Source organism: Streptomyces sp. NPDC036813 (genome assembly GCF_055609245.1).
Window position 1 is genome coordinate 181,575 of the sequence record NZ_JBVJPV010000001.1, and the last position, 21,336, is coordinate 202,910.

General features: G+C 72.0%; 21 protein-coding genes. 4 read left to right on the forward strand and 17 right to left on the reverse strand.

All coding sequences use genetic code 11. The features are described from left to right. Window positions 1-308 precede the first annotated feature (308 nt). Window positions 309-854 (forward strand): DUF1697 domain-containing protein, encoded by a 546-nt coding sequence (locus tag ACZ67Q_RS00705; protein WP_471174740.1) that lies wholly within the window; start codon window positions 309-311, stop codon window positions 852-854. Here ACZ67Q_RS00705 and ACZ67Q_RS00710 read toward each other — a convergent pair. Continuing rightward, window positions 826-1,686 (reverse strand): aldo/keto reductase, encoded by an 861-nt coding sequence (locus ACZ67Q_RS00710; protein WP_471174742.1) that lies wholly within the window; start codon window positions 1,684-1,686, stop codon window positions 826-828. The two genes, ACZ67Q_RS00705 and ACZ67Q_RS00710, sit on opposite strands and share 29 nt — an antisense overlap. Before the next feature lie 143 nt (window positions 1,687-1,829). Between ACZ67Q_RS00710 and ACZ67Q_RS00715 the strand changes: the two genes are divergently transcribed. After that, complete coding sequence (locus tag ACZ67Q_RS00715) at window positions 1,830-2,462, forward strand: mycothiol-dependent nitroreductase Rv2466c family protein (protein WP_471174744.1); 633 nt, start codon at window positions 1,830-1,832, stop codon at window positions 2,460-2,462. On the opposite strand, the gene ACZ67Q_RS00720 is transcribed toward ACZ67Q_RS00715, so the two are convergent. Beyond that, complete coding sequence (locus tag ACZ67Q_RS00720; RefSeq protein WP_471174746.1) at window positions 2,455-3,375, reverse strand: LysR family transcriptional regulator; 921 nt, start codon at window positions 3,373-3,375, stop codon at window positions 2,455-2,457. The two genes, ACZ67Q_RS00715 and ACZ67Q_RS00720, sit on opposite strands and share 8 nt — an antisense overlap. 40 nt (window positions 3,376-3,415) lie before the next feature. On the opposite strand from ACZ67Q_RS00720, the gene ACZ67Q_RS00725 reads away from it, so the two are divergent. Further along, on the forward strand, window positions 3,416-4,933 hold the full coding sequence (locus tag ACZ67Q_RS00725; RefSeq protein WP_471174748.1) for an EamA family transporter: 1,518 nt from the start codon (window positions 3,416-3,418) through the stop codon (window positions 4,931-4,933). A 94-nt stretch (window positions 4,934-5,027) separates the two neighbouring features. On the opposite strand, the gene ACZ67Q_RS00730 is transcribed toward ACZ67Q_RS00725, so the two are convergent. From ACZ67Q_RS00730 to ACZ67Q_RS00800, 15 genes are all read right to left on the reverse strand, one after another. Further along, complete coding sequence (locus ACZ67Q_RS00730) at window positions 5,028-5,783, reverse strand: sirohydrochlorin chelatase (protein ID WP_471174749.1); 756 nt, start codon at window positions 5,781-5,783, stop codon at window positions 5,028-5,030. A gap of 5 nt (window positions 5,784-5,788) precedes the next feature. Then, window positions 5,789-6,721, reverse strand: coding sequence for an ABC transporter permease (locus ACZ67Q_RS00735; protein ID WP_471174751.1), 933 nt, complete (start codon window positions 6,719-6,721; stop codon window positions 5,789-5,791). Further along, window positions 6,708-7,493 carry an ABC transporter ATP-binding protein gene (locus ACZ67Q_RS00740; RefSeq protein ID WP_391687390.1) on the reverse strand — a complete coding sequence of 262 codons (786 nt, stop codon included), beginning with the start codon at window positions 7,491-7,493 and terminating at the stop codon, window positions 6,708-6,710. Before ACZ67Q_RS00740 ends, ACZ67Q_RS00735 begins: the two co-directional genes overlap by 14 nt. A gap of 37 nt (window positions 7,494-7,530) precedes the next feature. Then, window positions 7,531-8,643 (reverse strand): aliphatic sulfonate ABC transporter substrate-binding protein, encoded by a 1,113-nt coding sequence (locus ACZ67Q_RS00745; RefSeq protein WP_471174754.1) that lies wholly within the window; start codon window positions 8,641-8,643, stop codon window positions 7,531-7,533. A gap of 248 nt (window positions 8,644-8,891) precedes the next feature. Next, window positions 8,892-10,226, reverse strand: a complete 1,335-nt coding sequence (locus ACZ67Q_RS00750; protein ID WP_471174756.1) for a sulfate adenylyltransferase subunit 1 — start codon at window positions 10,224-10,226, stop codon at window positions 8,892-8,894. Window positions 10,227-10,228: 2 nt separating this feature from the next. Continuing rightward, window positions 10,229-11,167 carry a sulfate adenylyltransferase subunit CysD gene (gene cysD / locus ACZ67Q_RS00755; RefSeq protein WP_471174758.1) on the reverse strand — a complete coding sequence of 313 codons (939 nt, stop codon included), beginning with the start codon at window positions 11,165-11,167 and terminating at the stop codon, window positions 10,229-10,231. After that, complete coding sequence (gene cysC, locus ACZ67Q_RS00760) at window positions 11,164-11,727, reverse strand: adenylyl-sulfate kinase (RefSeq protein ID WP_471174760.1); 564 nt, start codon at window positions 11,725-11,727, stop codon at window positions 11,164-11,166. The genes cysD and cysC overlap by 4 nt, the downstream gene beginning before the upstream one ends. Next, complete coding sequence (locus ACZ67Q_RS00765; RefSeq protein WP_471174761.1) at window positions 11,724-12,434, reverse strand: phosphoadenylyl-sulfate reductase; 711 nt, start codon at window positions 12,432-12,434, stop codon at window positions 11,724-11,726. The genes cysC and ACZ67Q_RS00765 overlap by 4 nt, the downstream gene beginning before the upstream one ends. Then, entirely contained in the window at window positions 12,431-12,610 is a 180-nt protein-coding gene (locus ACZ67Q_RS00770; protein ID WP_391687374.1) for a hypothetical protein, read from the reverse strand. Before ACZ67Q_RS00770 ends, ACZ67Q_RS00765 begins: the two co-directional genes overlap by 4 nt. Beyond that, window positions 12,607-14,307 carry a nitrite/sulfite reductase gene (locus ACZ67Q_RS00775; RefSeq protein WP_471174763.1) on the reverse strand — a complete coding sequence of 567 codons (1,701 nt, stop codon included), beginning with the start codon at window positions 14,305-14,307 and terminating at the stop codon, window positions 12,607-12,609. Before ACZ67Q_RS00775 ends, ACZ67Q_RS00770 begins: the two co-directional genes overlap by 4 nt. Before the next feature lie 127 nt (window positions 14,308-14,434). Continuing rightward, the gene (locus tag ACZ67Q_RS00780; protein WP_343234115.1) at window positions 14,435-14,518 is read right to left on the reverse strand and encodes a putative leader peptide; all 84 of its coding nucleotides are present in this window, start codon (window positions 14,516-14,518) and stop codon (window positions 14,435-14,437) included. A gap of 127 nt (window positions 14,519-14,645) precedes the next feature. Further along, on the reverse strand, window positions 14,646-15,218 hold the full coding sequence (locus tag ACZ67Q_RS00785) for a GNAT family N-acetyltransferase (RefSeq protein WP_471174765.1): 573 nt from the start codon (window positions 15,216-15,218) through the stop codon (window positions 14,646-14,648). A 91-nt stretch (window positions 15,219-15,309) separates the two neighbouring features. Then, a complete protein-coding gene (locus ACZ67Q_RS00790) occupies window positions 15,310-16,545 on the reverse strand; it encodes a hypothetical protein (RefSeq protein ID WP_471174767.1) in 1,236 nt (411 codons plus the stop codon). A 136-nt stretch (window positions 16,546-16,681) separates the two neighbouring features. Beyond that, window positions 16,682-17,971 carry a GAF domain-containing protein gene (locus tag ACZ67Q_RS00795; RefSeq protein WP_471174769.1) on the reverse strand — a complete coding sequence of 430 codons (1,290 nt, stop codon included), beginning with the start codon at window positions 17,969-17,971 and terminating at the stop codon, window positions 16,682-16,684. A gap of 284 nt (window positions 17,972-18,255) precedes the next feature. Continuing rightward, the gene (locus ACZ67Q_RS00800) at window positions 18,256-19,890 is read right to left on the reverse strand and encodes an acyl-CoA dehydrogenase family protein (protein WP_471174771.1); all 1,635 of its coding nucleotides are present in this window, start codon (window positions 19,888-19,890) and stop codon (window positions 18,256-18,258) included. A 135-nt stretch (window positions 19,891-20,025) separates the two neighbouring features. On the opposite strand from ACZ67Q_RS00800, the gene ACZ67Q_RS00805 reads away from it, so the two are divergent. Further along, window positions 20,026-21,228 carry a YihY/virulence factor BrkB family protein gene (locus ACZ67Q_RS00805; RefSeq protein WP_471174773.1) on the forward strand — a complete coding sequence of 401 codons (1,203 nt, stop codon included), beginning with the start codon at window positions 20,026-20,028 and terminating at the stop codon, window positions 21,226-21,228. Window positions 21,229-21,336 lie beyond the last annotated feature (108 nt).

The following is a 21,336-nucleotide window of genomic DNA, read 5'->3' on the forward strand; positions in this document are numbered from 1 at the left end:
GCTCCTCCCTTCGGACACCGCGGCCTCCCCACAGAGGCGGAGGGTGCCCCCTACACGCGTCGCCCCGGCTGGGGGCCGTGGATCAGGGTGGCAGCGGGAGAGGGCGCGGACGGGCCCGGACACGGACGTGTCCGATCCGCCGACAGGACCCCGCTTTGTGATTACAAAAGGTTGTTGAACAAGTCACAGCTGCGTGGAGATGTTGATCTGCACCCGCCTCATCGGCCAGAGTTTCGCGCAATCCCTCCGGGGACCGCGGCCGTCGTGCCCGCCCCCACGGGGCACGACGGCCGCTCTAAGGTGGGCGGATGACGACGTATGCGGCGCTGCTGCGCGGGATCAACGTGGGCGGCAGCAGGAAGCTGCCGATGGCCGACCTGCGCACCCTGATGACCGGCCTCGGCCTGGACGACGTACGCACCTATCTGCAGAGCGGGCAGGCCGTGTTCTCCTCGGCGCACGGCGACGAGGACTCCCTTGCCGCCGACCTCACCGCCGCGATCGAGCGGCAGTTCGGCTTCCGCGTCGACGTGATCGTGCGCGACCACGCCTATCTGAGCACGGTCGCCGACGCCTGCCCGTTCCCGGCGGCCCGGCTGGAGGCCAAGCAGCTGCACGTCACGTACTTCTCCGAGGAGGTCGGCCCCGGACGGTTCGCGGAGATCGACCCGGCCGCCTACGCCCCGGAGGAGTTCCGCCTCGGCGACCGTGCCCTGTATCTGTACGCCCCGGACGGCCTCGGCCGTTCCAAGCTCGCCGAAGCCCTGTCCCGGCCGCGCGTCAACAAGGGCCTGATCGCCACGTCCCGCAACTGGAACACCGTCGTCAAGCTCGTGGAGATGACGGCGGGCTGAGCGCGTCCAGCCGGGCCATGTCCGCGTCCGTCAGCCGTACGGCCGCGGCGGCCAGGTTCTCCTCCAGGTGCGCCGGGCTGCCCGTGCCGGGCGTCGGGCACAGCACGGGGGAGCGGTGCAGCAGCCAGGCCAGCGCGACCTGGCCCGGGGTGACGCCGTGCGCCGCCGCCACCGAGGCGCACACCGGGTCCCGGGTGAGCGTGCCGTTGCCGAGCGGGAACCAGGGCAGGAACGCGATGCCGTGCGCCTCGCACAGCGCCAGCACCGGCTCCGAGGCGCGGTCGGAGAGGTTGTAGCGGTTCTGTACGGACGCGACCGGCGTCGAGGTGAGGGCCTCGGCGAGCCGGTCGGCGGTGACGGTGTCCAGGCCGATGTGCCGGATCTTGCCCTCGGCCCGCAACTCGCCGAGCGTTCCCAGCTGTTCGGCCACCGGCACCTCGGGATCCAGGCGGTGCAGCTGGTACAGGTCGATGGTGTCCCGGCGCAGCCGCTTCAGGCTCGCCTCGCAGGCCGCGCGCAGATGCTCCGGACGGCCGTCGATGTGCCAGGCGCTGTCACCGGTGCGCACGACGCCGCCCTTGGTGGCGATCACCAGGTGCTCCGGGTAGGGGCGCAGCGCCTCGGCGACAAGCTCCTCGGCCAGGTACGGGCCGTAGTTGTCGGCGGTGTCGATCAGCGTCACGCCGCGTTCCACCGCCCGGCGCAGCACCGCCACCGCGTCCGCGCGATCGCCGCGGGGTCCCCAGTAGCCGGGGCCGGTGAGCTGGGCGGTGCCGTAGCCCAGACGCCGGACCGGCAGATCACCTCCGAGAGCGAATATATGATCGATCATCCGTGCAGCGTACTCCGGCGTCGCTCCGGAGGTGTGGCGTTCGTCCGAGAAGGCGGCGCGGCGCGTTGCGTGCCAGGTGGCCCATGGAATCAGCCCCGAAATGGCCCGTTCCCCCGGGCCGCCCGGCCGGTAGCGTCGCCGACATGACGAGCACCTCGCCCACCGGTACCTCCCCCACCCGCGTCGACTGCTACTTCGACCCCGCCTGCCCCTTCGCCTGGATCACCTCCCGCTGGCTGCTGGAGGTCGAACGGCAGCGCCCGCTCGACCTCCGCTTCCACGTGATGAGCCTGTACCTGCACAACACCGGCAACGAACTGCCCGACTGGTACCGCACGTTGGTCGACAAGTCGATCCGCCCGGTCCGGGTGGCGGTGGCCGCCGCCGAGCAGTACGGCGAGAAGGTCCTGCGCGACCTGTACACCGCCTTCGGCACCCGTATCCACGAGCAGGGACAGGAGGACTTCGACGCGGTGATCGCCGAGTCCCTCGCCGAACTCGGCCTGCCCGCCGATCTCGCCGCCGCCGCGCACGAGGCGTCCTGGGACGACGCGGTGCGCCGCAGCCACGATGCCGGCGCAGAACCCGAGTCGGGGGCCTACGTGGGCACGCCGACGATCCACGTCGACGGCACGGTGTGGTTCGGCCCCGTACTGCGGGCGATCCCGCGCGGGCAGCGCGCGGCCGAACTCTTCGACAGCTTCCGGGTCCTGGCCGGCGACCCCGACCTCTTCGAACTCAAGCGGACCCGCACGGGCGGACTGTCCTTCACCTGACCCCGAGCACGTCGAGCATCGCCCGGGTCGCCGGGCTGGGGTTGAAGCGGCTCCACGCCAGATACTCCACCCGGCGCGGCCCGTCCACCACGGGCACCAGCACCAGCGCGGGATCGCCCGCGGCCAGCGGCCCGATGTACGCCGACGGCAGCAGCGCCAGACCCAGGCCGCGCGCGATGAGCCCGGTGATCATCTCCACCACGCCGGCCTCGTACGCCACGTCACGGACCAGCCCGGCGGCGGCGAACGCCCGGTCCGACTGCGCCCGGGCGGGCGTACCTTCGATGAAGTCCACGAACGTCTCCTCGGCGATCTCCGCGAGGGTGACCCGCTCGGCGCCCGCGAGCCGGTGGCCGGCCGGCACCACCAGCACATGCTCGTCCCGGTCGAGGACGACCGTCTCCACCCCGGTGGGCCGCTCGTCCTCCGGCATGCCGAGGAAGGCGATGTCCAGGTCACCGTCACGGATCGCCGCGGCCAGTTCGTCGCTGCGGCCGGAGCGCAGGCCGACCCGGACGTCCGGGTGCAGGGCCCGGTAGCGCTGGAGCAGCTCGGGTACGTCGACGGCCGCAGTGGTGACGATCACGCCCACGGCGAGCCGGCCCCGTACCACCCCGGTCGCGGCGCAGGCGTCGGCGACCGCGCGGTCCGCCGCGGCCAGGCACTCACGCGCGGCCGCGACGAACGCGGCGCCGGCGTCGGTGAGTTCGACACGACGGCTGGAACGGGCGAAGAGTTTCACGCCCAACTCCCGTTCGAGGGCCGCCACGCGGTGACTGAGCGAGGACTGCACCACGAAGCAGCGCTCGGCGGCCCGGGTGAAGTTACGGGTGTCGGCGACGGCGACGACGTAACGCATCTGCTGGAGATCCACCGATCCATGGTCCTGGTGCATGGCTGTCATGACAACCATGTGTTGGACGCATGATGGGTGGCTCACCAGACTTCCAGACATGCATTCCTCGTCCACACGGCGGGCGGCGACCGTCGCCCTGACCGCGCTCGCCCCCGCGTCCTGGGGCACGACCTACGCGGTCACCACACAGCTGCTGCCGCCCGGGCACCCCCTCTTCGCCGGGCTGATGCGCGCCCTGCCCGCCGGGCTGGTCGGGCTGGCGCTCACCCGGACGCTGCCTCGCGGCCAGTGGTGGTGGAAGGCCGCCGTCCTCGGCGTGCTCAACATCGGCGCGCTGTTCCCGCTGCTGTTCGTGGCGGCGGAGCGGCTGCCCGGCGGTGTCGCCGCCACCCTCGGCGCCGCCCAGCCGCTCCTGGTCGCCGGGCTCGCCATCGCCGTGCTGCACGACAGGCCGACAGCCTGGCGCTGGACGTGGGGCGCCCTCGGTGTGCTCGGCGTCGCCCTCGTCGTCCTCGGCCCGCAGGCCCGGCTGGACGCCGTCGGGGTGCTGGCCGGCCTCGGCGGTACGGCCGGGATGGCCGGCGGTGTCGTCCTCACCAAGCGCTGGGGCCGCCCCGCCGGAGTCGGCCCGCTCACCCTCGCAGGCTGGCAGCTCACGGCCGGCGGTCTGCTGCTGCTCCCGATCGCCTTCGCCGTCGAGGGGGTGCCGGAGCGGATCGACGCCGGTGCGGCCGGCGGCTATCTGTGGCTGGGCAGCATGGGCGGACTCATCGCCTACACGCTCTGGTTCCGCGGGATCGGCCGGCTTCCGGTCGGCGCGTCCGCCCCGCTGGTGCTGCTGTCGCCCCTGGTCGCGACCGTCGTCGGCATCGCGCTCGGCGAGTCGCTGACCTGGGCTCAGTCCGCCGGATTCGTCCTCGCCCTGGCCGCCATGCTCGCGGCCCAACTCGACGTCAGGAGAAGAGTTCCGATGAAGACCCACATGACGATCGCCGTGGTCGGCGCCACCGGGATGGTCGGCAGCCGGGTGATCGAGGAGGCCCGCTCCCGCGGACACCGGGTGCGCGCCCTGTCCCGCAAGCCCATGAGCGACGACCCCGGCGTCACACCGGTCCCGGTCGACGCGAGCGACCCGTCCGCGCTGCGCGAGGCGCTGGCCGGCTCCGACGCCGTCGTCCTGGCCGTACGGACCTTCCCGGCCGACGCCGGGTTCCTCACCGAAGCGACCCGCACGGTGCTGGACGCCGCCGCGGAGCGCGGGACACGCGTCCTGGTCGTCGGCGGCGCGGGAGCGCTGCGCAGCCCCGGCGACCAGGACCTGCTCCTCGCCGACAACCCCGCGTACGTCCCCGCCGAGTACCGGGCCGTGGCGGCCGCCGGCATCGCCCAACTGCACACCTGCCGGGAGCACGGGCGTGCCGACTGGGTCTACCTGAGCCCTCCGGCGGAGCTGGCACCCGGCCCCCGCACCGGTCGATACCGCCGAGGCACCGACACCCTCCTCACCGCGCCCGACGGCAGCTCAGGGATCAGCGTGGAGGACCTGGCCGTAGCGATACTCGACGAACTGGAGAACCCGGGCGCAGACCGTCACATAACAGTGCAGGCCCACTGAAAGGTGGCCCGAAGGGGGCGCGGAGAACGGCGCGACCAGCCACGACGGCGGGGTAGCCGAACAACGACGGAACCCGGCAGACGCAGCGGAGCGCTCACGCCCCGAGCGCCGCAGGCACCGGCACGAGAGCCCCCTCATAGCGCTCCACCAGGACCCGGGCCACCTCCGGCGCGGGACCCAGCACGTCCGCGAGGACATCCGCGCCCGCGGCCTGAGCGCCCCGCGCGATCCGGTCCGGCAGGAAGCCGGGAGCCAGAACGTACGGCGCGACGGCCACCCTCTCGCACCCCGAGGCCCGCAGCGAGCGCACCACGTCCTCGGTCCGGGGGAACCCCGTGGAACCGCCGGAGGCGAACGCAGGCCGCACGGCGCACCAACCGGTGTGCCGCCACTCCCGCGCGATTGCTGCGATCACTGCGATCGCCTCCGGGTCGGTGGACCCCGCCGAGGCCAGCACGACCCCGGTCGAGGACTTGTCGGCGGGGGTCAGCCCCGCCTGGTACAGCCGCCGTTCCAGCGCCGACAGCAGCAGCGGCGACGGACCGAGGACGTCCGCCTGCCGGATCCGGAGGCCGCGCGGGGCGTCCCCCAGCACCGCCGGGATGTCCGCCTTGGCGTGGAAGGCCCGCGTCAGCAGCAGCGGCAGGGCGACGACGTCCCGCACCCCCTCCGCCGCCAGGGACTCCAGCACCCCCTGCACCGAGGGGATGTTGAAGTCCAGGAACCCGGTCTCCACGCGCAGGCCCGGCCGCAGCGACCGTACGCGCTCCACGAGGGCGTGCACGGTCGCCGCGTGCCGCGGATCGCGGCTGCCGTGGGCGATGACGAGGAGGACCGGGGAGTGGGACATGGGACTCAGCTCTTCACCAGCAGGCCGCGGCTGCGCAGCACCCACCGCTCCAGCGGACTGAAGATCAGCAGGTCGATCGCGATGCCGACGAACAGGATCAGGATGATGGACTCGAACACCATGGACATGGAGCTGGCGTTGCGGCCGTTCTCCAGCAGCGCGCCCAGGCCGATGCCGAGGTCGGGGGAGGAGGCGATGATCTCCGCGGCCATCAGCGACCGCCAGGAGAAGGCCCAGCCCTGCTTCAGACCGGCGAGATAGCCCGGCAGCGCGGCCGGCATCACGATGTGCCAGGCGCCCCTCAGACCGGTCGCGCCCATGGTGCGGCCCGCCCGCAGGAACAGCGGCGGCACCTGGTCGATACCGGACACCAGGCCGTTGGCGATGGACGGGACCGCGCCGAGCAGGATCACCGCGTACATCATCGAGTTGTTCAGGCCCAGCCAGATCACCGCCGGCGGCACCCACGCCACGCTCGGCAGGGACTGCAGGCCGGAAAGGATCGGGCCGATCGCCGCCCGCACGAACTTCACCCGCGCCACGATCAGCCCCAGCGGGGTGCCGATCGCGAGGGCGAAGAGGAAGCCGAGCAGACCGCGCGAGATCGACGTCCAGATGTAGCCGAGCAGCTCGCCCTTGAGCCAGGCGTCCTTGAACTCCGCGCCCACGTCGGCGGGCGTGGGCAGCTTCGTCGGGTCGTCCACGATCTTCAGGGAGACCAGGGCCTGCCAGACCACCAGGACCACCGCGACCGCGACGATCGGCGGCAGGATCTTCTTGACGAAGGTCTCACGGAACGGCGGACGGCCGGTCGCCGAGGACTCCAGGGCGTCCAGGCCCGCCTCCAGGCCGCCGAGACCACCGGCCCGTTCGGCGGAGTCCGCGGTGGCCCGGACGGGGCTGTCCGCCGTCGTGTCGGTCGTGTCAGTGCTGGCCATGACGGCGGATCTCCCCACGCAGTACTTCGGTGATCTCCAGGGACAGTTCGGCCACGGGCGCGTCCTCGATGCGCCGCGGCTGCGGGATGCCCACCCGCCACTCGCGCGCCACCCGGCCGGGCCGGGAGGACAGCAGCACCACGCGCTCGGCGAGCCGGACCGCCTCACGCACGTTGTGCGTGACGAACAGCACCGACACCCCCGTCTCCTGCCAGATCCGGGTCAGCTCGTCGTGCAGCACGTCACGGGTGATGGCGTCGAGTGCCGCGAACGGCTCGTCCATCAGCAGCAGCCGGCTGTCCTGCGCGAGCGCGCGGGCCATCGCCACGCGCTGCCGCATACCGCCGGACAGCTCGTGCACCCGCTTGCCGTACGAGCCCTTGAGCCGGACCAGTTCGAGCAGTTCCTCGGCGCGGTCGCGCCGCTCGCTCTTGGGTACGCCCCGCAGCTTCAGGGCGAGTTCGATGTTCTTGCCCGCGGTCAGCCACGGGAACAGGGCGTGCTCCTGGAACATCAGAGCCGGACGGCCGTCGGTGTCGATGCTGCCGGCGGTGGGCCGCTCCAGGCCCGCCACCAGGTTCAGCAGCGTCGACTTGCCGCAGCCCGAGGCCCCCAGGAGGGTGACGAACTCGCCCGGAGCGACATCGAGGCTGATGTCGTCCAGCACGAGCTGCTGACCGCCGGGCCCGGCGAAGGACTTCGACACGTGCTCGATACGCGCGGCGTACTCGACTGCCTGGACGCCTTCGGCCTTCATGATCGCGGTGGCCATGGTCGTCACCTCCTGGGGACTGAACGGGTGGTCGGGCTTACTTGACGCCGAGTCCGGCGTCGGCGACTACGGGCTTGCCCTCGGCCTTCAGCACCTTGTTCAGGAGGGTGAGGTCGTAGATGCCGTCCAGCTTCGGCTGCTTGAGCAGACCGGCCTTGACCGCGTGGTCCGCCTCGGTGCTGAGGGTCGCGGCCAGCGGGTCGTCGATGAACTGGATCGACTTCCACGCCGGGTCGAGGACCTTGGCCGGCAGCGCCTTGCCCGAGTCGGCCTCCAGCTGCTGGTTGGCCGCGGCCTTCGCCTGCTCAGGGTTGGCGTTGATCCACTTGTTGGACTCGATGGAGGCCTTCAGCACCGCCTCGACGGCCTTCGGGTGCTCCGTGAGGAACTTCTGCGACACGATGACGTTCGTGATCACGAACTTCTTGTCCGGCCACAGGTCGGACTCGTCCAGCAGCACCTTGGCGCCCTCGGCGACCAGCTTGGACGCGGTCGGCTCCGGCACCCACGCGCCGTCGATGGAGCCCGACTTGTAGGCGTCCGGGGTGACCTTGTTGTCGGTGCGGACCACGGAGACGTCGCCCTTGCCGCTCTGCGCGTCGACCTTCCAGCCCTGCTCGGCGATCCAGTTCAGGAACGCGACGTCCTGGGTGTTGCCGAGCTGCGGGGTGGCGATCTTCTTGCCCTTGACGTCCTTGACGGACGTGATCTTCTTCGGGTTGACGACGAGCTTCACACCGCCGGAGGCCGAACCGGCGATGATACGCAGGTTCTTGCCCTTGGACTTGGTGTAGCCGTTGATCGCCGGGGACGGGCCGATCCAGCCGATGTCGATGGAGCCCGAGTTCAGCGCCTCGATCTCGGACGGGCCGGCGTTGAAGGTCTGGTAGTCCGCCTTGGTGGCGCCCAGTGACTTCTGGAAGAGGCCCTGCTGACGGGCGACCAGCGCGGTCGCGTGCGTCAGGTTGCCGAAGTAACCGATCTTGACGGAGTCCAGACCGTCGATCTTCTGGGCGCCCGCGGCGACCTTCTGGGCGGCGGAGTCGTCCTTGGCCTCGGACCCGTAACCGCAGGCGGCGAGGGCGAGGAGGGGAAGAGCGGCCACGGCGGCCATGCCGCGGCGAACGAGGGTGGAGCGGATGGCAGGCACGGGAGGGTGTCCTCTCGGAGGCCCGGCGGTCACGGTTTCTCAGGTCGTGGCCGGGAAGTCGGCAAAGGGTTTTCGTCTCTTCCGGGACTCCCCCAAGCTCTTCGAGCGGGGGGGACCCCCAGGGTGGGGGGACGGAGCGGTCAGCACGCACATCGCGCGACTCCGCCCTGTCCGCTGCCGAGGGCGCCGCTGCCGACGCGGCCGCCCTCCTTCGCGAACGTCCCGTAGTAGTCGTATGAGTTCATGTCTCAGAAGTCCCAACCGTCGTCGTCGGCCTGGTCCTTGACCGGCTCGGGCGCGGCGAACGACTCGCCGACCATGCCCGCGGTCAGCGTGGTGCCGTCGCTGGGGTCGATCAGGATGAACGAGCCGGTGCGGCGCGAGTCGGCGTAGGAGTCGACCGGCAGCGGCTCGGCGGTGCGGATCTTCACGCGGCCGATGTCGTTGGCGACGAGCTGTCCCGGGTGCGGGTGCAGGGACAGGTCGTCCAGCGTCAGCCGGGACGGGATGTCCTTCACGATCGCCTTGACCGTGCGGGTGCCGTGCTTGAGCAGGACCCGGTGGCCGACGGTGAGCGGGGCGTCGGCGACGTGGCAGACGGTCGCCTCGATGTCCTGCGTGGTCGGCGGCGCGTCCTTGCTGGGCACGATCAGGTCGCCGCGGGAGATGTCGATGTCGTCCGCGAGGAGGAGGGTCACCGACTGCGGCGTCCAGGCCACGTCGACGGACTCGCCCAGCAGATCGATACCGGCGATCTTCGTGGCCCGCCCGGACGGCAGCACCGTGACGGACTCGCCGACCCGGAAGGTGCCTGCGGCGATCTGGCCCGCGTAGCCGCGGTAGTCGGGGTGCTCGGCGCTCTGCGGCCGGATCACGTACTGGACGGGCAGCCGCGCGTGGCAGTGCGTCAGGTCGTGGGCGACCGGGACGGTCTCCAGGTGCTCCAGCACGGTGGGGCCGCCGTACCAGTCCATGTTCGCGGACGGCTCCACGACGTTGTCGCCCTCGAGCGCCGAGATGGGGATCGCGGTCACCTCGGGCACACCCAGTTCGGTGGCGTACGCGGTGAACTCCTCGGCGATCGCCGCGAACACGTTCTCGGCGTACCCGACGAGGTCCATCTTGTTCACGGCGAGCACCACGTGCGGCACCCGCAGCAGCGCGGCGATCGCGGCGTGCCGGCGGGTCTGCTCGACGACGCCGTTGCGCGCGTCGACGAGGATCACCGTCAGCTCGGCGGTGGAGGCTCCGGTGACCATGTTCCGCGTGTACTGCACGTGTCCCGGGGTGTCGGCCAGGATGAACCGGCGCCGGGGCGTGGCGAAGTAGCGGTAGGCGACGTCGATGGTGATGCCCTGCTCACGCTCGGCGCGCAGGCCGTCGGTGAGCAGCGCGAGGTCCGGGCCCTCCTGGCCGCGGCTCGCGGAGGCGCGCTCCACGGCCTCCAGCTGGTCGGTGAGGACCGACTTGGAGTCGTGCAGCAGCCGGCCCACCAGCGTGGACTTGCCGTCGTCGACGGAACCGGCGGTGGCGAACCGCAGCAGGGTGGTGGCCGAGAGTTCCTCGGTGGTGATCGTGCTCATCTCTAGAAGTACCCCTCGCGCTTGCGGTCTTCCATCGCCGCCTCGGACATCTTGTCGTCGGCCCGGGTGGCGCCCCGCTCGGTGAGCCGGGACGCGGCGATCTCCGTGATCACCTTCTCGATCGTGTCGGCGTCGGAGTCGACGGCGCCCGTGCAGGACATGTCGCCGACCGTGCGGTAGCGCACCAGGCGCTTCTGAACGGTCTCGCCGTCCTTGGGGCCGCCCCACTCGCCGGCGGTCAGCCACATGCCGGCGCGCTGGAACACCTCGCGCTCGTGCGCGTAGTAGATCTGCGGCAGCTCGATGCCCTCGCGGGCGATGTACTGCCACACGTCCAGCTCGGTCCAGTTGGACAGCGGGAACACGCGGACGTGCTCGCCCGGCGCGTGCCGGCCGTTGTAGAGGTTCCACAGCTCGGGGCGCTGGCGGCGCGGGTCCCACTGGGAGAACTCGTCGCGCAGCGAGAACACCCGCTCCTTGGCGCGGGCCTTCTCCTCGTCGCGGCGGCCGCCGCCGAAGACCGCGTCGAACTTCTCCGCCTGGATCTTCTCCGTCAGCGGCAGCGTCTGCAGCGGGTTACGGGTGCCGTCCGGGCGCTCCTTGAGCACCCCGCGGTCGATGTAGTCCTGCACCGAGGCGACGTGCAGGCGCAGCCCGTGCTTCGCCACGGTGCGGTCGCGGTAGTCGAGGACCTCGGGGAAGTTGTGCCCGGTGTCGACGTGCAGCAGCGCGAACGGCACCGGCGACGGCGTGAACGCCTTCAGCGCCAGGTGCAGCATGACGATCGAGTCCTTGCCGCCGGAGAACAGGATCACCGGGTTCTCGAACTCGCCCGCGACCTCGCGGAAGATGTGCACTGCCTCGGACTCGAGGGCGTCCAGGTGCGAGAGGGCGTACGGGGTCTCCGTACCCTCCTGGGCGGTGGTGGCGACGGTCGTCACGCCAGTCCCCTTTCGGTCAGCAGGGCGTGCACGGCGGCTGCCGACTCCTGCACGGTCTGGTTCTGCGACTCGATCCGCAGATCGGGCGTCTCGGGCTCCTCGTACGGGTCGTCGACCCCGGTCAGGCCGCTCAGCTCGCCCGCGGCCTGCTTGGCGTACAGCCCCTTGACGTCCCGCACGGAGCACACCTCGACCGGTGTGGCCACGTGGATCTCCAGGTACGTCGTGCCGCCTGCCTCGTGCCGCTTGCGCACCGCGTCCCGGCTGTCCGCGTACGGCGCGATGACCGGGACGAGCACCTTCACGCCGTTGCGGGCGAGCAGTTCGGCGACGAAGCCGATGCGCTGCACGTTGGTGTGCCGGTCCTCGCGGCTGAAGCCGAGGCCCGCCGAGATGAACTCGCGGATCTCGTCGCCGTCGAGCACCTCCACACGGTGGCCCTCGGCCCGCAGCCGGCCGGCCAGCTCGTACGCGATGGTGGTCTTGCCGGCGCTCGGCAGACCCGTGAGCCAGACGGTGGCTCCGCTCGTCACGTCAGTCTCCTGATGGTTCGTCGTCATCCGTGCAGCCCGCACTCGGTCTTGGCGCGGCCCGCCCAGCGGCCGGCGCGCGCGTCCTCGCCCTCGAGCACCCGCCGGGTGCAGGGGGCGCAGCCGACGGAGGCGTAGCCGTCCATCAGCAGCGGGTTGGTCAGTACGCCGTGCTCGGTGACGTAGGCGTCCACGTCGTCCTGGGTCCAGCGCGCGATGGGGGAGATCTTGACCTTCTGCCGCTTCTCGTCCCAGCCGACCACGGGGGTGTTCGCCCGGGTCGGGGACTCGTCGCGGCGCAGGCCGGTCGCCCACGCCTGATAACCCTTCAGGCCCTCCTCCAGCGGCTGCACCTTGCGCAGCTTGCAGCACAGGTCGGGGTCGCGGTCGTGCAGCTTCGGACCGTACTCGGCGTCCTGCTCGGCGACCGTCTGGCGCGGGGTGAGCGTGATGACGTTGACGTCCATCACGGCCTCCACCGCGTCACGGGTGCCGATGGTCTCCTCGAAGTGGTAGCCGGTGTCCAGGAACACCACGTCCACGCCCTTGAGCACGCGGGACGCGAGGTGCGCGACGACCGCGTCCTCCATGGAGGAGGTCACGCAGAAGCCCTTGCCGAAGGTGTCGACCGCCCACTGGAGGATCTCCAGCGCGGAGGCGTCCTCCAGATCGCGGCCGGCCTGCTCGGCGAGCGCCTTCAACTCGTCGGCCGTGCGCTCTTGCTGAGCCGTCGTCATATCGGGTCCCCTCCGTTGTCGGCCTGCTTCAGCCCCCGGGCCAGCAGCCCGAGGAACTTCAGCTGGAATGCGCGGTTGCAGGCCGCGCATTCCCAGGCCCCGTGACCTTCCTCGCTGGGGCGCAGGTCCTCCTCGCCGCAGTACGGGCAGTAGAAGGGCGCCGCACGCTCGCTCACGACAGGGCCTCCTCGGAGGCACGGGCCGCCCAGGTCGCGAACCGCTCGCCCTCTTCGCGCTCGGCCTGGAACCGCTTCAGCACCCGCTCGATGTAGTCCGGCAGTTCGTCGGCCGTCACCTTCAGACCGCGCACCTTGCGGCCGAAGCCGGCCTCCAGACCGAGCGCGCCGCCGAGGTGCACCTGGTAGCCCTCGACCTGCTCGCCCTCGTCGTTCAGGACCAGCTGGCCCTTGAGACCGATGTCCGCGACCTGGATACGGGCGCAGGCGTTCGGGCAGCCGTTGAGGTTGATCGTGAGCGGCTCGTCGAACTCCGGCAGTCGGCGCTCCAGTTCGTCGATCAGCGTGGAGCCGCGCTGCTTGGTCTCGACGATGGCGAGCTTGCAGAACTCGATGCCGGTGCAGGCCATGGTGCCGCGCCGGAAGGAGGACGGGCGGGCCGTGAGGTCCAGCGCCTCCAGCTCGTCCACGAGTGAGTCCACCTGGTCCTGCTCGACGTCGAGGATGATCATCTTCTGCTCGACGGTGGTACGCACCCGGCCCGAGCCGTGCGCCTCGGCGAGGTCGGCGATCTTCGTCAGGGTGGAGCCGTCGACGCGGCCGACGCGCGGGGCGAAACCGACGTAGAAGCGGCCGTCCTTCTGGCGGTGGACGCCGATGTGGTCGCGCCACTGCTGCACCGGCTGCTCGGGGGCGGGCCCGTCGATCAGCTTGCGGCCGCCCAGGTACTCGTCCTCAAGCACCTGCCGGAACTTCTCCGGGCCCCAGTCGGCGACCAGGAACTTCAGCCGGGCGCGGTTGCGCAGGCGGCGGTAACCGTAGTCGCGGAAGATCGACACGACGCCCTCGTAGACGTCGGGCACCTCGTCGAGCGGCACCCAGGCGCCGAGCCGCACGCCCAGCTTGGGGTTGGTGGACAGGCCGCCGCCGACCCACACGTCGAAGCCGGGGCCGTGCTCGGGGTGACGGACACCGACGAACGCGATGTCGTTGATCTCGTGCACCACGTCCAGCACCGGCGAGCCGGAGATCGCGGTCTTGAACTTGCGCGGCAGGTTCGAGTACGCCGGGTTGTTCAGTACGCGGCGCTTCATCTCCTCCAGCGCCGGCGTGCCGTCGATGATCTCGTCCTCGGCGATGCCCGCGACGGGGGAGCCGATCATCACGCGCGGGGTGTCACCACAGGCGGTCACCGTGGACAGGCCCACGGCCTCGAGACGGTTCCAGATCTCGGGCACGTCCTCGATCCGGATCCAGTGGTACTGCACGTTCTGCCGGTCGGTGATGTCGGCCGTGCCGCGCGCGAACTCCTGCGACAGCTCGCCGATCACCCGCAGCTGCTGCGTGGTCAGGGCGCCGCCGTCGATGCGCACGCGCAGCATGAAGTAGCGGTCGTCCAGCTCCTCCGGCTCCAGGATCGCGGTCTTGCCGCCGTCGATCCCGGGCTTGCGCTGGGTGTAGAGCCCCCACCAGCGCATGCGTCCGCGCAGGTCACTGGGGTCGATCGAGTCGAATCCCGCCTTGGAGTAGATCGTCTCAATGCGTGTCCGCACATTGAGACCGTCGTCGTCCTTCTTGACCTGTTCGTTGCCGTTGAGCGGGGTGAAGTGACCCGCGGCCCACTGACCCTCGCCGCGGTGACGGCTCACCTTGCGACGGGACGCGGAGGCGGCAGGGTTCTGCGGGGTGGCGGCCATGGTTGATACGTCCTTCGGGACAGGCGGAAAGCGGTCTGACCTGCGCGTCCGAGCGCACGCGGGCATGCGGGCGCGTCGTTGCGCGAGGGGGCGACGGAAGACGGGGAACCGGGGGTGCTGTGTGCTCTCAGCGCATCGGACAGATGGCGCTGGACATGCGGCCGAGGTCGACGTGCCGCCGACTCACCAAGGCGATTCCAGTTCCGGACATGACGGAAGCGTGTCACGGCGATCTGGACACAGTCCAGCTTCGTCCATCATGCGGACACCCTTGTCCCGTAGGGTGAGACAAGGGTGTCGTCGGTCACAAGATGCGTGAAGGGGCTTGTCCGCGCAGGTCAGGCAGGGTAGGCGCCCGGCCAGGGCCCCGGAGTGGGCAGGTCCGGTTCTTCCTCGACCTTGGTGTCGAACAGCGTGAAGCCCCGGCGCTGGTAGTTGGCCATCGCGAACTCGCCGTCCTTGCTGCACGTGTGCAGCCACACCCGCTTGGTCGGCCCCAGCTCCGGCCAGCGCTCCGCCAGGTCCCAGGCGCGCGCGGCGCCGTACGCCAGCAGATGACCGCCGATGCGCCGCCCGCGGAAGGCGGGGATCAGACCGAAGTAGACGATCTCCACGACGCCGTCGTCCTGCGCCTCCAGCTCCACGTATCCCGCGGGCGTCCCCCGGTCGTACGCCACCCATGTCTCGACCCCGGGACGGTCCAGATGCTCCAGCCACCGCGCGTGGCTCCAGCCGAGCCGGTCCGTCCAGAGGATGTCGCCACCGACCGAGGCGTACAGGAAACGGCTGAACTCGGGTGAGGGCACCTCGGCGCGCACGATCCGCACGTCCCCATCCGGCGCGTCGGCCGGCAGGAGATCGGACGGGGACGTCTGCTCGAGGGACCAGGTGGTCACGGGGATGTTGGCCATGGTGGACAGGGAACCATCCCGTCCGCCGCCGTGTCGACGGCGAACGGGGCGGGCGGGGAGGGACGGACGTCGGGGGCGCGCGCCGTGGATGTCAGTGCAGGGTCGCGTCGAGTGTGGTCAGCCGGACGGCGAAGAGCGTGGTGCCGGACTGGGACCACAGCTCGCCGGTGCCCGGGGCGTAGGACAGGGACCGGGGCGGGTCGCTCCAGCACAGGTGGGTGTCGTCGGAGCCGCAGGCCGTGGTGCGGGCCCCGTCCCCGTCCTGGCGCCACAGCATGCCCCGCCCGTCGTCCGCGCTGTCGCCCGCGCGGGCCACGTACCAGCGGGAGCCGTAGGGCAGGACGCCCCGCACCTCGGTCGCCTTCGTCGTGTACACCGCGTCCGGCACGGCCCGGCCGGCCGCGTCGGTGAGCGGCAGCCCGTCGTCGCCGAGCCGGTAGCGCCACAGCCGGGTCGGCCGGTGCTCGCCGGCCGGCACCCGTTCGGACACGGCCAGCGCGGCCCGCGCCCCGCTGCGGTCCAGGCCCAGCCCGGCCGTCCGCGGTGCGCCGCCCACCGGTACATACGAGGCGACGGCCGGCAGCACGAACCGGGCACCGGCCGCCGACCAGCCGCCGGGCAGCCGGCCGACGGCCGCGCTGTCGACGTCCGCCCGCAGAGCGCGGCGCACGTCGAAGGCGTACAGCGCCGAGCGGTCCCGCGGGCCGGCGGTGACCAGCAGCGTGTCGTGGTCCCAGACCATGCCGGAGATCTCCGAGGTCAGGGCGCGGTAGTCGCGGCCGCCGTCCACCGGCAGGGCGAGCAGGGCCCAGCTGTAGGCGAGGTGGCCCGGGTCGCTCGCGTCGACGAACGCCACCTTGGCGAGCGCGTCGCGCGACCAGGCGGAGGCGAGGACCCGGCCGGTGCCGTCCCCGGACACGGCGACGGCGCCGGGGTGCCAGGTCGCGGTGTCGGCGCCGGGGAAGCAGTACGCGCGTGTGGCGGCGGGCGCGATCGGCAGCGCCCGCTTCTCCTCGGCCGAGCAGCCGTCGGCGGAGCGCAGGGTGTGGTCGGCGCCGCGCAGTACCGCGTCGATACCGACCGGTCGCCCCATGGCCGTGGCGAGCCGGTCCAGGGTGCCCCGCGGTACCGGCTCGGCGGTGAGCGCCGGCGCGTCGGCACCGGCCGGGGAGGCGAGCCGCTTCAGCGCGCCCGGGTCGTCGGCGACGGTGGCCTGCGAGGCGCTGATCATGGTGGCCGCGGCGGTCAGCGCGAGAGCGGTCCCGGCCAGGACCGCGCGCAGTGCCGCACCCCGCCTGCGCCGGCGGTGCCGTCCGCGATGCTTCATGCCGTCCTCCCGAGGCGGGCCAACTGCGCCGCGTGATCCTCACGTTGGGCAAGGAGCAGATGGGGTGACCCGTAGGGATGCTACGGCAGCGGGGGCCGCCGCCGGGCGCAGACCACCCAGTTGCCCGAAAAGCCCCCTACGGCACGGCGGACGTGCCGCGTCCGCGCACCACGCCCGGCGCCGTCGAGTGGGGCAGCAGGTCCCGTGGGTCGTCGGGGAGCAGCAGGTCGACCTCGGCGTCTTCGCTGAAACGATACGGTCGGTGGGCGAGGAACCCCCCGAGATACCGCCGTACCCGGGACATCTCGGCCCGCACCGTCACCGTGCGCGCCGGGTCGCCGAACATGTCCCGCGCCAGCTGCGCCGCACTGCGCCCGGTCCGCTGCACCGCCAGCAGGTACAGCAACTCCGCGTGCCGGGGACTCAGTTCGTGGCTCCAGCTGCCGGCGGTCGAGGACACGGTCACCGACCAGCGGCGCGGCTGCGCGAGGTCCAGCACGATCCGGGTCGCGCCCGGCGGCAGCGGCTCGTCGACGGCCCGCACCAACCAGCCGCCCCCCAGTGGCTCCAGCGAACACATACCGAGCGCCGGCAGCCACCGCCGCCCCGCCCGCAGCCCCCGAGGCAGGGCCACCCGCCCGGTGTACGGCATCCCCGTCACGGCGGCCGTCCAGCCGTCACGGTCCACCACCAGTGCCCGGCCGCCCACGCGCGCCAGCACCGGCGCCGCCACCGCCCGCAGCCGCTCCAGCGCGTCCAGGTGCACCTCCCGCAGCCGCGCCTCGGCCAGCTTGGCCACCGAGTCCACCCAGGCCAGCGTGGCCGGATGCATCGTCTCCAGCGGCCCGCTGACGTCGACCACGCCCAGCAGCTTCCCGTCGCGGGGGTCGGTGATCGGCGCGCCCGTACACGTCCAGGAGGTCTGGCTGCGCACGAAGTGCTCGCCGGCGAAGACCTGTACCGGCCGCCGCACCACCGCCGGCGTGCCCACGCCGTTGGTGCCGACGACGTCCTCGCGCCAGTCCGCGCCGAGCTGGAAGCCGAGGCCGTCGGCCTTGCGCAGCACCGGCGCGCAGCCCTCCCGCCACAGCACCCGGCCCTCGGCGTCGGCGACCACCATGATGTGCCGGGCGACGTCCGCCACCGACAGCAGCCCCTGGCGCAGCACCGGCAGCACCTGCTTCAGCGGCGATGCCTCACGGCGCCGGCGCAGCTCCTCCTCGCTCAGCAGATCGGAGCGGAAGTCGTGCTCCGGATCGACCCCGCTGCGCAGCATGCGCCCCCAGGACTCCTCGATCACCGGACGGGGCGCGACCCGCGTCCGCTGCCCCGCGAGCGCGGCCGCGCGCACCTCGCTGAGCACCCGCGCCGCGCGCGCCGCGTCGACGGCGGCGAGGTGCGTCACGTTGATCGGCGAGTTCGCCACTGGGTCCTCCCGGAAAAGGGTCGTGCACACCGGATGTCAACCCCGAACGGGGATCGCTTTCCGGTCTGTTCCGCTGGTCGTGCCGAGCCGGATTCATACTGCCGACCGTTGCGGACGGAGGGACCCAGTCCGGACAAGTTGCAACCCCCTGCAACCCTGGTGGACCGTCACCCGGTTCGTTGAATATTGAGCCACGCCGTCCCCGAGCGGCGTACCTGGCCTTGCGTGGGCCATTGCGCGGGGGTGGTGCCGTGTCGGCGCAGCACCACCCCCGTACGGATCGCTCAGGAAACGGGCCGGGCCCGCTCCACGACCGAGGCCAGGTCCAGCGTGTGCGGCAGCGTCCCGAACGCCGCCCCGGCGTCGTGGCCCAGCCGCCCGGCGCAGAACGCGTCCGCCACCTCCGGCGGCGCGAACCGCACCAGCAGCGACCCTTGCAGAACCAGCGCCAGCCGCTCCGTGACCCGCCGGGCCCGTGCCTCGACGCCCTCCAGGTCGGCCAGTTCCGTCAGCAGGTCCTTGATCGCCGCGTCCAGCCGGTGGTCGGCGCCGCGCGCCTGCCCGACCTCCCGCAGATACGCGTCCAGCGCGGCCGGTTCGCGTCGCAGCGCCCGCAGCACGTCCAGCGCCTGCACATTGCCGGCGCCCTCCCAGACCGAGTTCAGCGGCGACTCGCGCACCAGCCGGGGCAGCCCCGACTCCTCCACGTAGCCGTTGCCGCCCAGGCACTCGGCGGCCTCCACGACCAACGGAGCACACCGCTTCGTCACCCAGTACTTCGCCGCCGGCACCGCGATCCGCAGCAGCGCCCGCGCCTGCTCGGAGTCCTCGTCGCAGGCCGCGGCGAGCCGCAGCGCCAAGGTCGTCGCCGCCTCCGACTCCAGCGCCAGATCGGCCAGAACATTGCGCATCAGCGGCTTGTCGATCAGCTTCCCACCGAACGCCTCCCGCTGGGCGCAGTGGTGGACCGCCTGGGCGACGGCCTGCCGCATCAGCCCCGCGGAACCGAGCGCACAGTCCAGCCGGGTCGCCGCGACCATCCCGATGATGGTCCGCACCCCGCGCCCCTCCTCGCCGACCCGGCGCGCCCAGGTCCCGGCGAACTCCACCTCCGCGGAGGCGTTGGACCGGTTGCCGAGCTTGTCCTTCAGCCGCTGGATCAGGAAAACGTTGCGCGAGCCGTCCGCCAGCACCCGCGGCACCAGGAAGCAGGTCAGCCCCCCGGGCGCCTGCGCCAGCACCAGGAAGGCGTCCGACATCGGCGCGGAGCAGAACCACTTGTGCCCGGTCAGCTCGTACGTCCCGTCCTCGGCGAGCGGCCGCGCGGCCGTCGTGTTCGCCCGGACGTCGCTGCCGCCCTGCTTCTCGGTCATGCCCATCCCGAACAGCACGCCCGCCTTGTCCGCCACCGGCTTGAGCCCCCGGTCGTAGACGGTGGACGTCAGCCGCGGCTCCCACTCGGCGGCCAGCCCCGGGTCGGTGCGCAGCGCGGGCACGGCCGCGTGGGTCATCGACAGCGGGCAGGTGTTACCCGCCTCGACCTGCGTCCACACGACGAACGCGGCCGCCCGCCGCACGTGCCCGCCCGGCCGGTTCCACGCCGAGGTCAGGCCCGCCCCGACGCCCTTGCCGAGCAGCCGGTGCCAGGCCGGGTGGAAGTCGACCTCGTCGATCCGGTTGCCGTAGCGGTCATGGGTGCGCAGCCGGGGCGGGTCGTCGTTGGCCTGTGCGCCCCACTCCTGCACCTGCGCCGACCCCGCCGAGCGGCCCAGCCCGGACAGGTCTCCCAGGGCCTCGTCGTGCAGGCCGGGATCCAGGTGCCGCCGCACCGCGGCCACCAGCGCGCGGTCGGCGGAGAAGACGTCGTACCCGGCCAGCGGCTCCGGCTGGTTGGTCACGGTGTGCGTGCTGCCTGCCATGTACGGCAACCTACCCGCCGGTCGCACGGTCATGACCCGCCCGACACGGGGCCGTGAGCCCCTCGCCCCGGCCCGTCCGGCGCCGGGGCGACCTGCGATGTGAGCGCAGCCTCCCGCGGCGGATACCTTTAGGGCGTGCAGCCAGCAAGTCAGTCACCCGAGCCCCCGCCGAGCCCCTCCGGTCGTCTGCACCGGGCGCGTGCCCTTTACCGGAACGTCTCCAAGCGCCGGACGGCCTGGCTGCTGCTGAAGGACACCGTCAACTCCTGCATCGAGTACCGCATCCTGGGCCTGGCCGCCGAGGCGGCGTTCTTCTCGCTGCTGTCGGTGCCGCCGCTGCTGCTGAGCCTCATCGGCCTGCTCGGCTACGTCGACGCCTGGACCGGCACGGACACCATCACCAGCCTCAGGAACAACCTGCTGGAGGCCTCGCGCACCGTCCTGTCCGACCGGGGCGTGCGGGAGATCGCCCAGCCGATCCTCGACGACGTGCTCAAGGGCGGCCGGCCCGACGTCATCTCCGTCGGCTTCGTGTTCGCCCTGTGGTCGGGCTCGCGCGCGGTGAACGTCTTCATCGACACCATCACCGTCATGTACGGCCTCGACGGCGTGCGCGGCATCGTCAAGACGCGGCTGATGGCGTTCCTGCTGTTCATCGTGGCGCTGCTGATCGGATCGATCGCGCTGCCGCTGATGGTCGCGGGCCCGGACGCGGTGGTGGGGATCCTGCCGTGGTCGACGACGGTGGTCCAAGTCCTGTACTGGCCGGTGGTGATCGTGCTGTCGATCGCCTTCCTGACCACGCTGTACCACGTGTCCGTGCCGGTGCGCTCGCCGTGGATCGAGGACGTGCCCGGCGCGCTCGTCGCCCTGGGGATGTGGGTGCTCGGGAGCTTTCTGCTGCGGATCTACCTCCAGCACACCATCGAGGGCGCGACGATCTACGGCTCGCTGGCGGCGGCGGTCGCCGTGCTGCTGTGGATCGGTGTGTCCGCGTTCGCCGTTCTCGTCGGGGCCGCGGTCAACGCCGCGATCGACCGGGTGTGGCCGGCCGCCGCCACGGCCGCGGCGCGCGCCGCCCAGGAGCGGGCGCGCGAGGCCCAGGTCGCCGACTACGTCGCCCGGGCCACGGCCACCCGCGAGCTCGACCCCGACGACCCCGACATGCCGTCGGAGTTCCCCGAACGCTGGTCCCGCTTCCTTCCTCCGGAGGACGTGACGGGCCGCCTGCGCACCCACGCGAAGAGCACGCACAAGCCGCACGGGCCTCATGGGCCGCACGGGCCGCACGGGCCTCTCGGGTCTCTCGGGGAGGACGGTGGCCCGGCGGAGAAGTGAGACCGCCGGGAGCCGGGCCTGGCCGGTCGGGTGCCGGGGCGTGTGCCGGTGGCGGCCGCGGGCCCTCGAGGGCCGGTCGGGTGCCGGTGCGGGTGCCGGTGTGGCTGC

Bases quoted from the DNA above. Each gene is read 5' to 3' on its own strand.
- ACZ67Q_RS00705 (WP_471174740.1), top strand. From the start codon at position 309: ATGACGACGTATGCGGCGCTGCTGCGCGGGATCAACGTGGGCGGCAGC.
- ACZ67Q_RS00715 (WP_471174744.1), top strand. From the start codon at position 1,830: ATGACGAGCACCTCGCCCACCGGTACCTCCCCCACCCGCGTCGACTGC.
- cysC (WP_471174760.1), bottom strand. From the start codon at position 11,727: ATGACGACGAACCATCAGGAGACTGACGTGACGAGCGGAGCCACCGTC.
- ACZ67Q_RS00725 (WP_471174748.1), top strand. From the start codon at position 3,416: ATGCATTCCTCGTCCACACGGCGGGCGGCGACCGTCGCCCTGACCGCG.
- ACZ67Q_RS00800 (WP_471174771.1), bottom strand. From the start codon at position 19,890: ATGGCAGGCAGCACGCACACCGTGACCAACCAGCCGGAGCCGCTGGCC.
- ACZ67Q_RS00740 (WP_391687390.1), bottom strand. From the start codon at position 7,493: ATGGCCACCGCGATCATGAAGGCCGAAGGCGTCCAGGCAGTCGAGTAC.
- ACZ67Q_RS00780 (WP_343234115.1), bottom strand. From the start codon at position 14,518: ATGTCCGGAACTGGAATCGCCTTGGTGAGTCGGCGGCACGTCGACCTC.
- ACZ67Q_RS00750 (WP_471174756.1), bottom strand. From the start codon at position 10,226: ATGAGCACGATCACCACCGAGGAACTCTCGGCCACCACCCTGCTGCGG.
- ACZ67Q_RS00730 (WP_471174749.1), bottom strand. From the start codon at position 5,783: ATGTCCCACTCCCCGGTCCTCCTCGTCATCGCCCACGGCAGCCGCGAT.
- ACZ67Q_RS00710 (WP_471174742.1), bottom strand. From the start codon at position 1,686: ATGATCGATCATATATTCGCTCTCGGAGGTGATCTGCCGGTCCGGCGT.
- ACZ67Q_RS00775 (WP_471174763.1), bottom strand. From the start codon at position 14,307: ATGGCCGCCACCCCGCAGAACCCTGCCGCCTCCGCGTCCCGTCGCAAG.
- ACZ67Q_RS00790 (WP_471174767.1), bottom strand. From the start codon at position 16,545: ATGAAGCATCGCGGACGGCACCGCCGGCGCAGGCGGGGTGCGGCACTG.
- ACZ67Q_RS00735 (WP_471174751.1), bottom strand. From the start codon at position 6,721: ATGGCCAGCACTGACACGACCGACACGACGGCGGACAGCCCCGTCCGG.
- ACZ67Q_RS00765 (WP_471174761.1), bottom strand. From the start codon at position 12,434: ATGACGACGGCTCAGCAAGAGCGCACGGCCGACGAGTTGAAGGCGCTC.
- ACZ67Q_RS00720 (WP_471174746.1), bottom strand. From the start codon at position 3,375: ATGGTTGTCATGACAGCCATGCACCAGGACCATGGATCGGTGGATCTC.
- ACZ67Q_RS00785 (WP_471174765.1), bottom strand. From the start codon at position 15,218: ATGGCCAACATCCCCGTGACCACCTGGTCCCTCGAGCAGACGTCCCCG.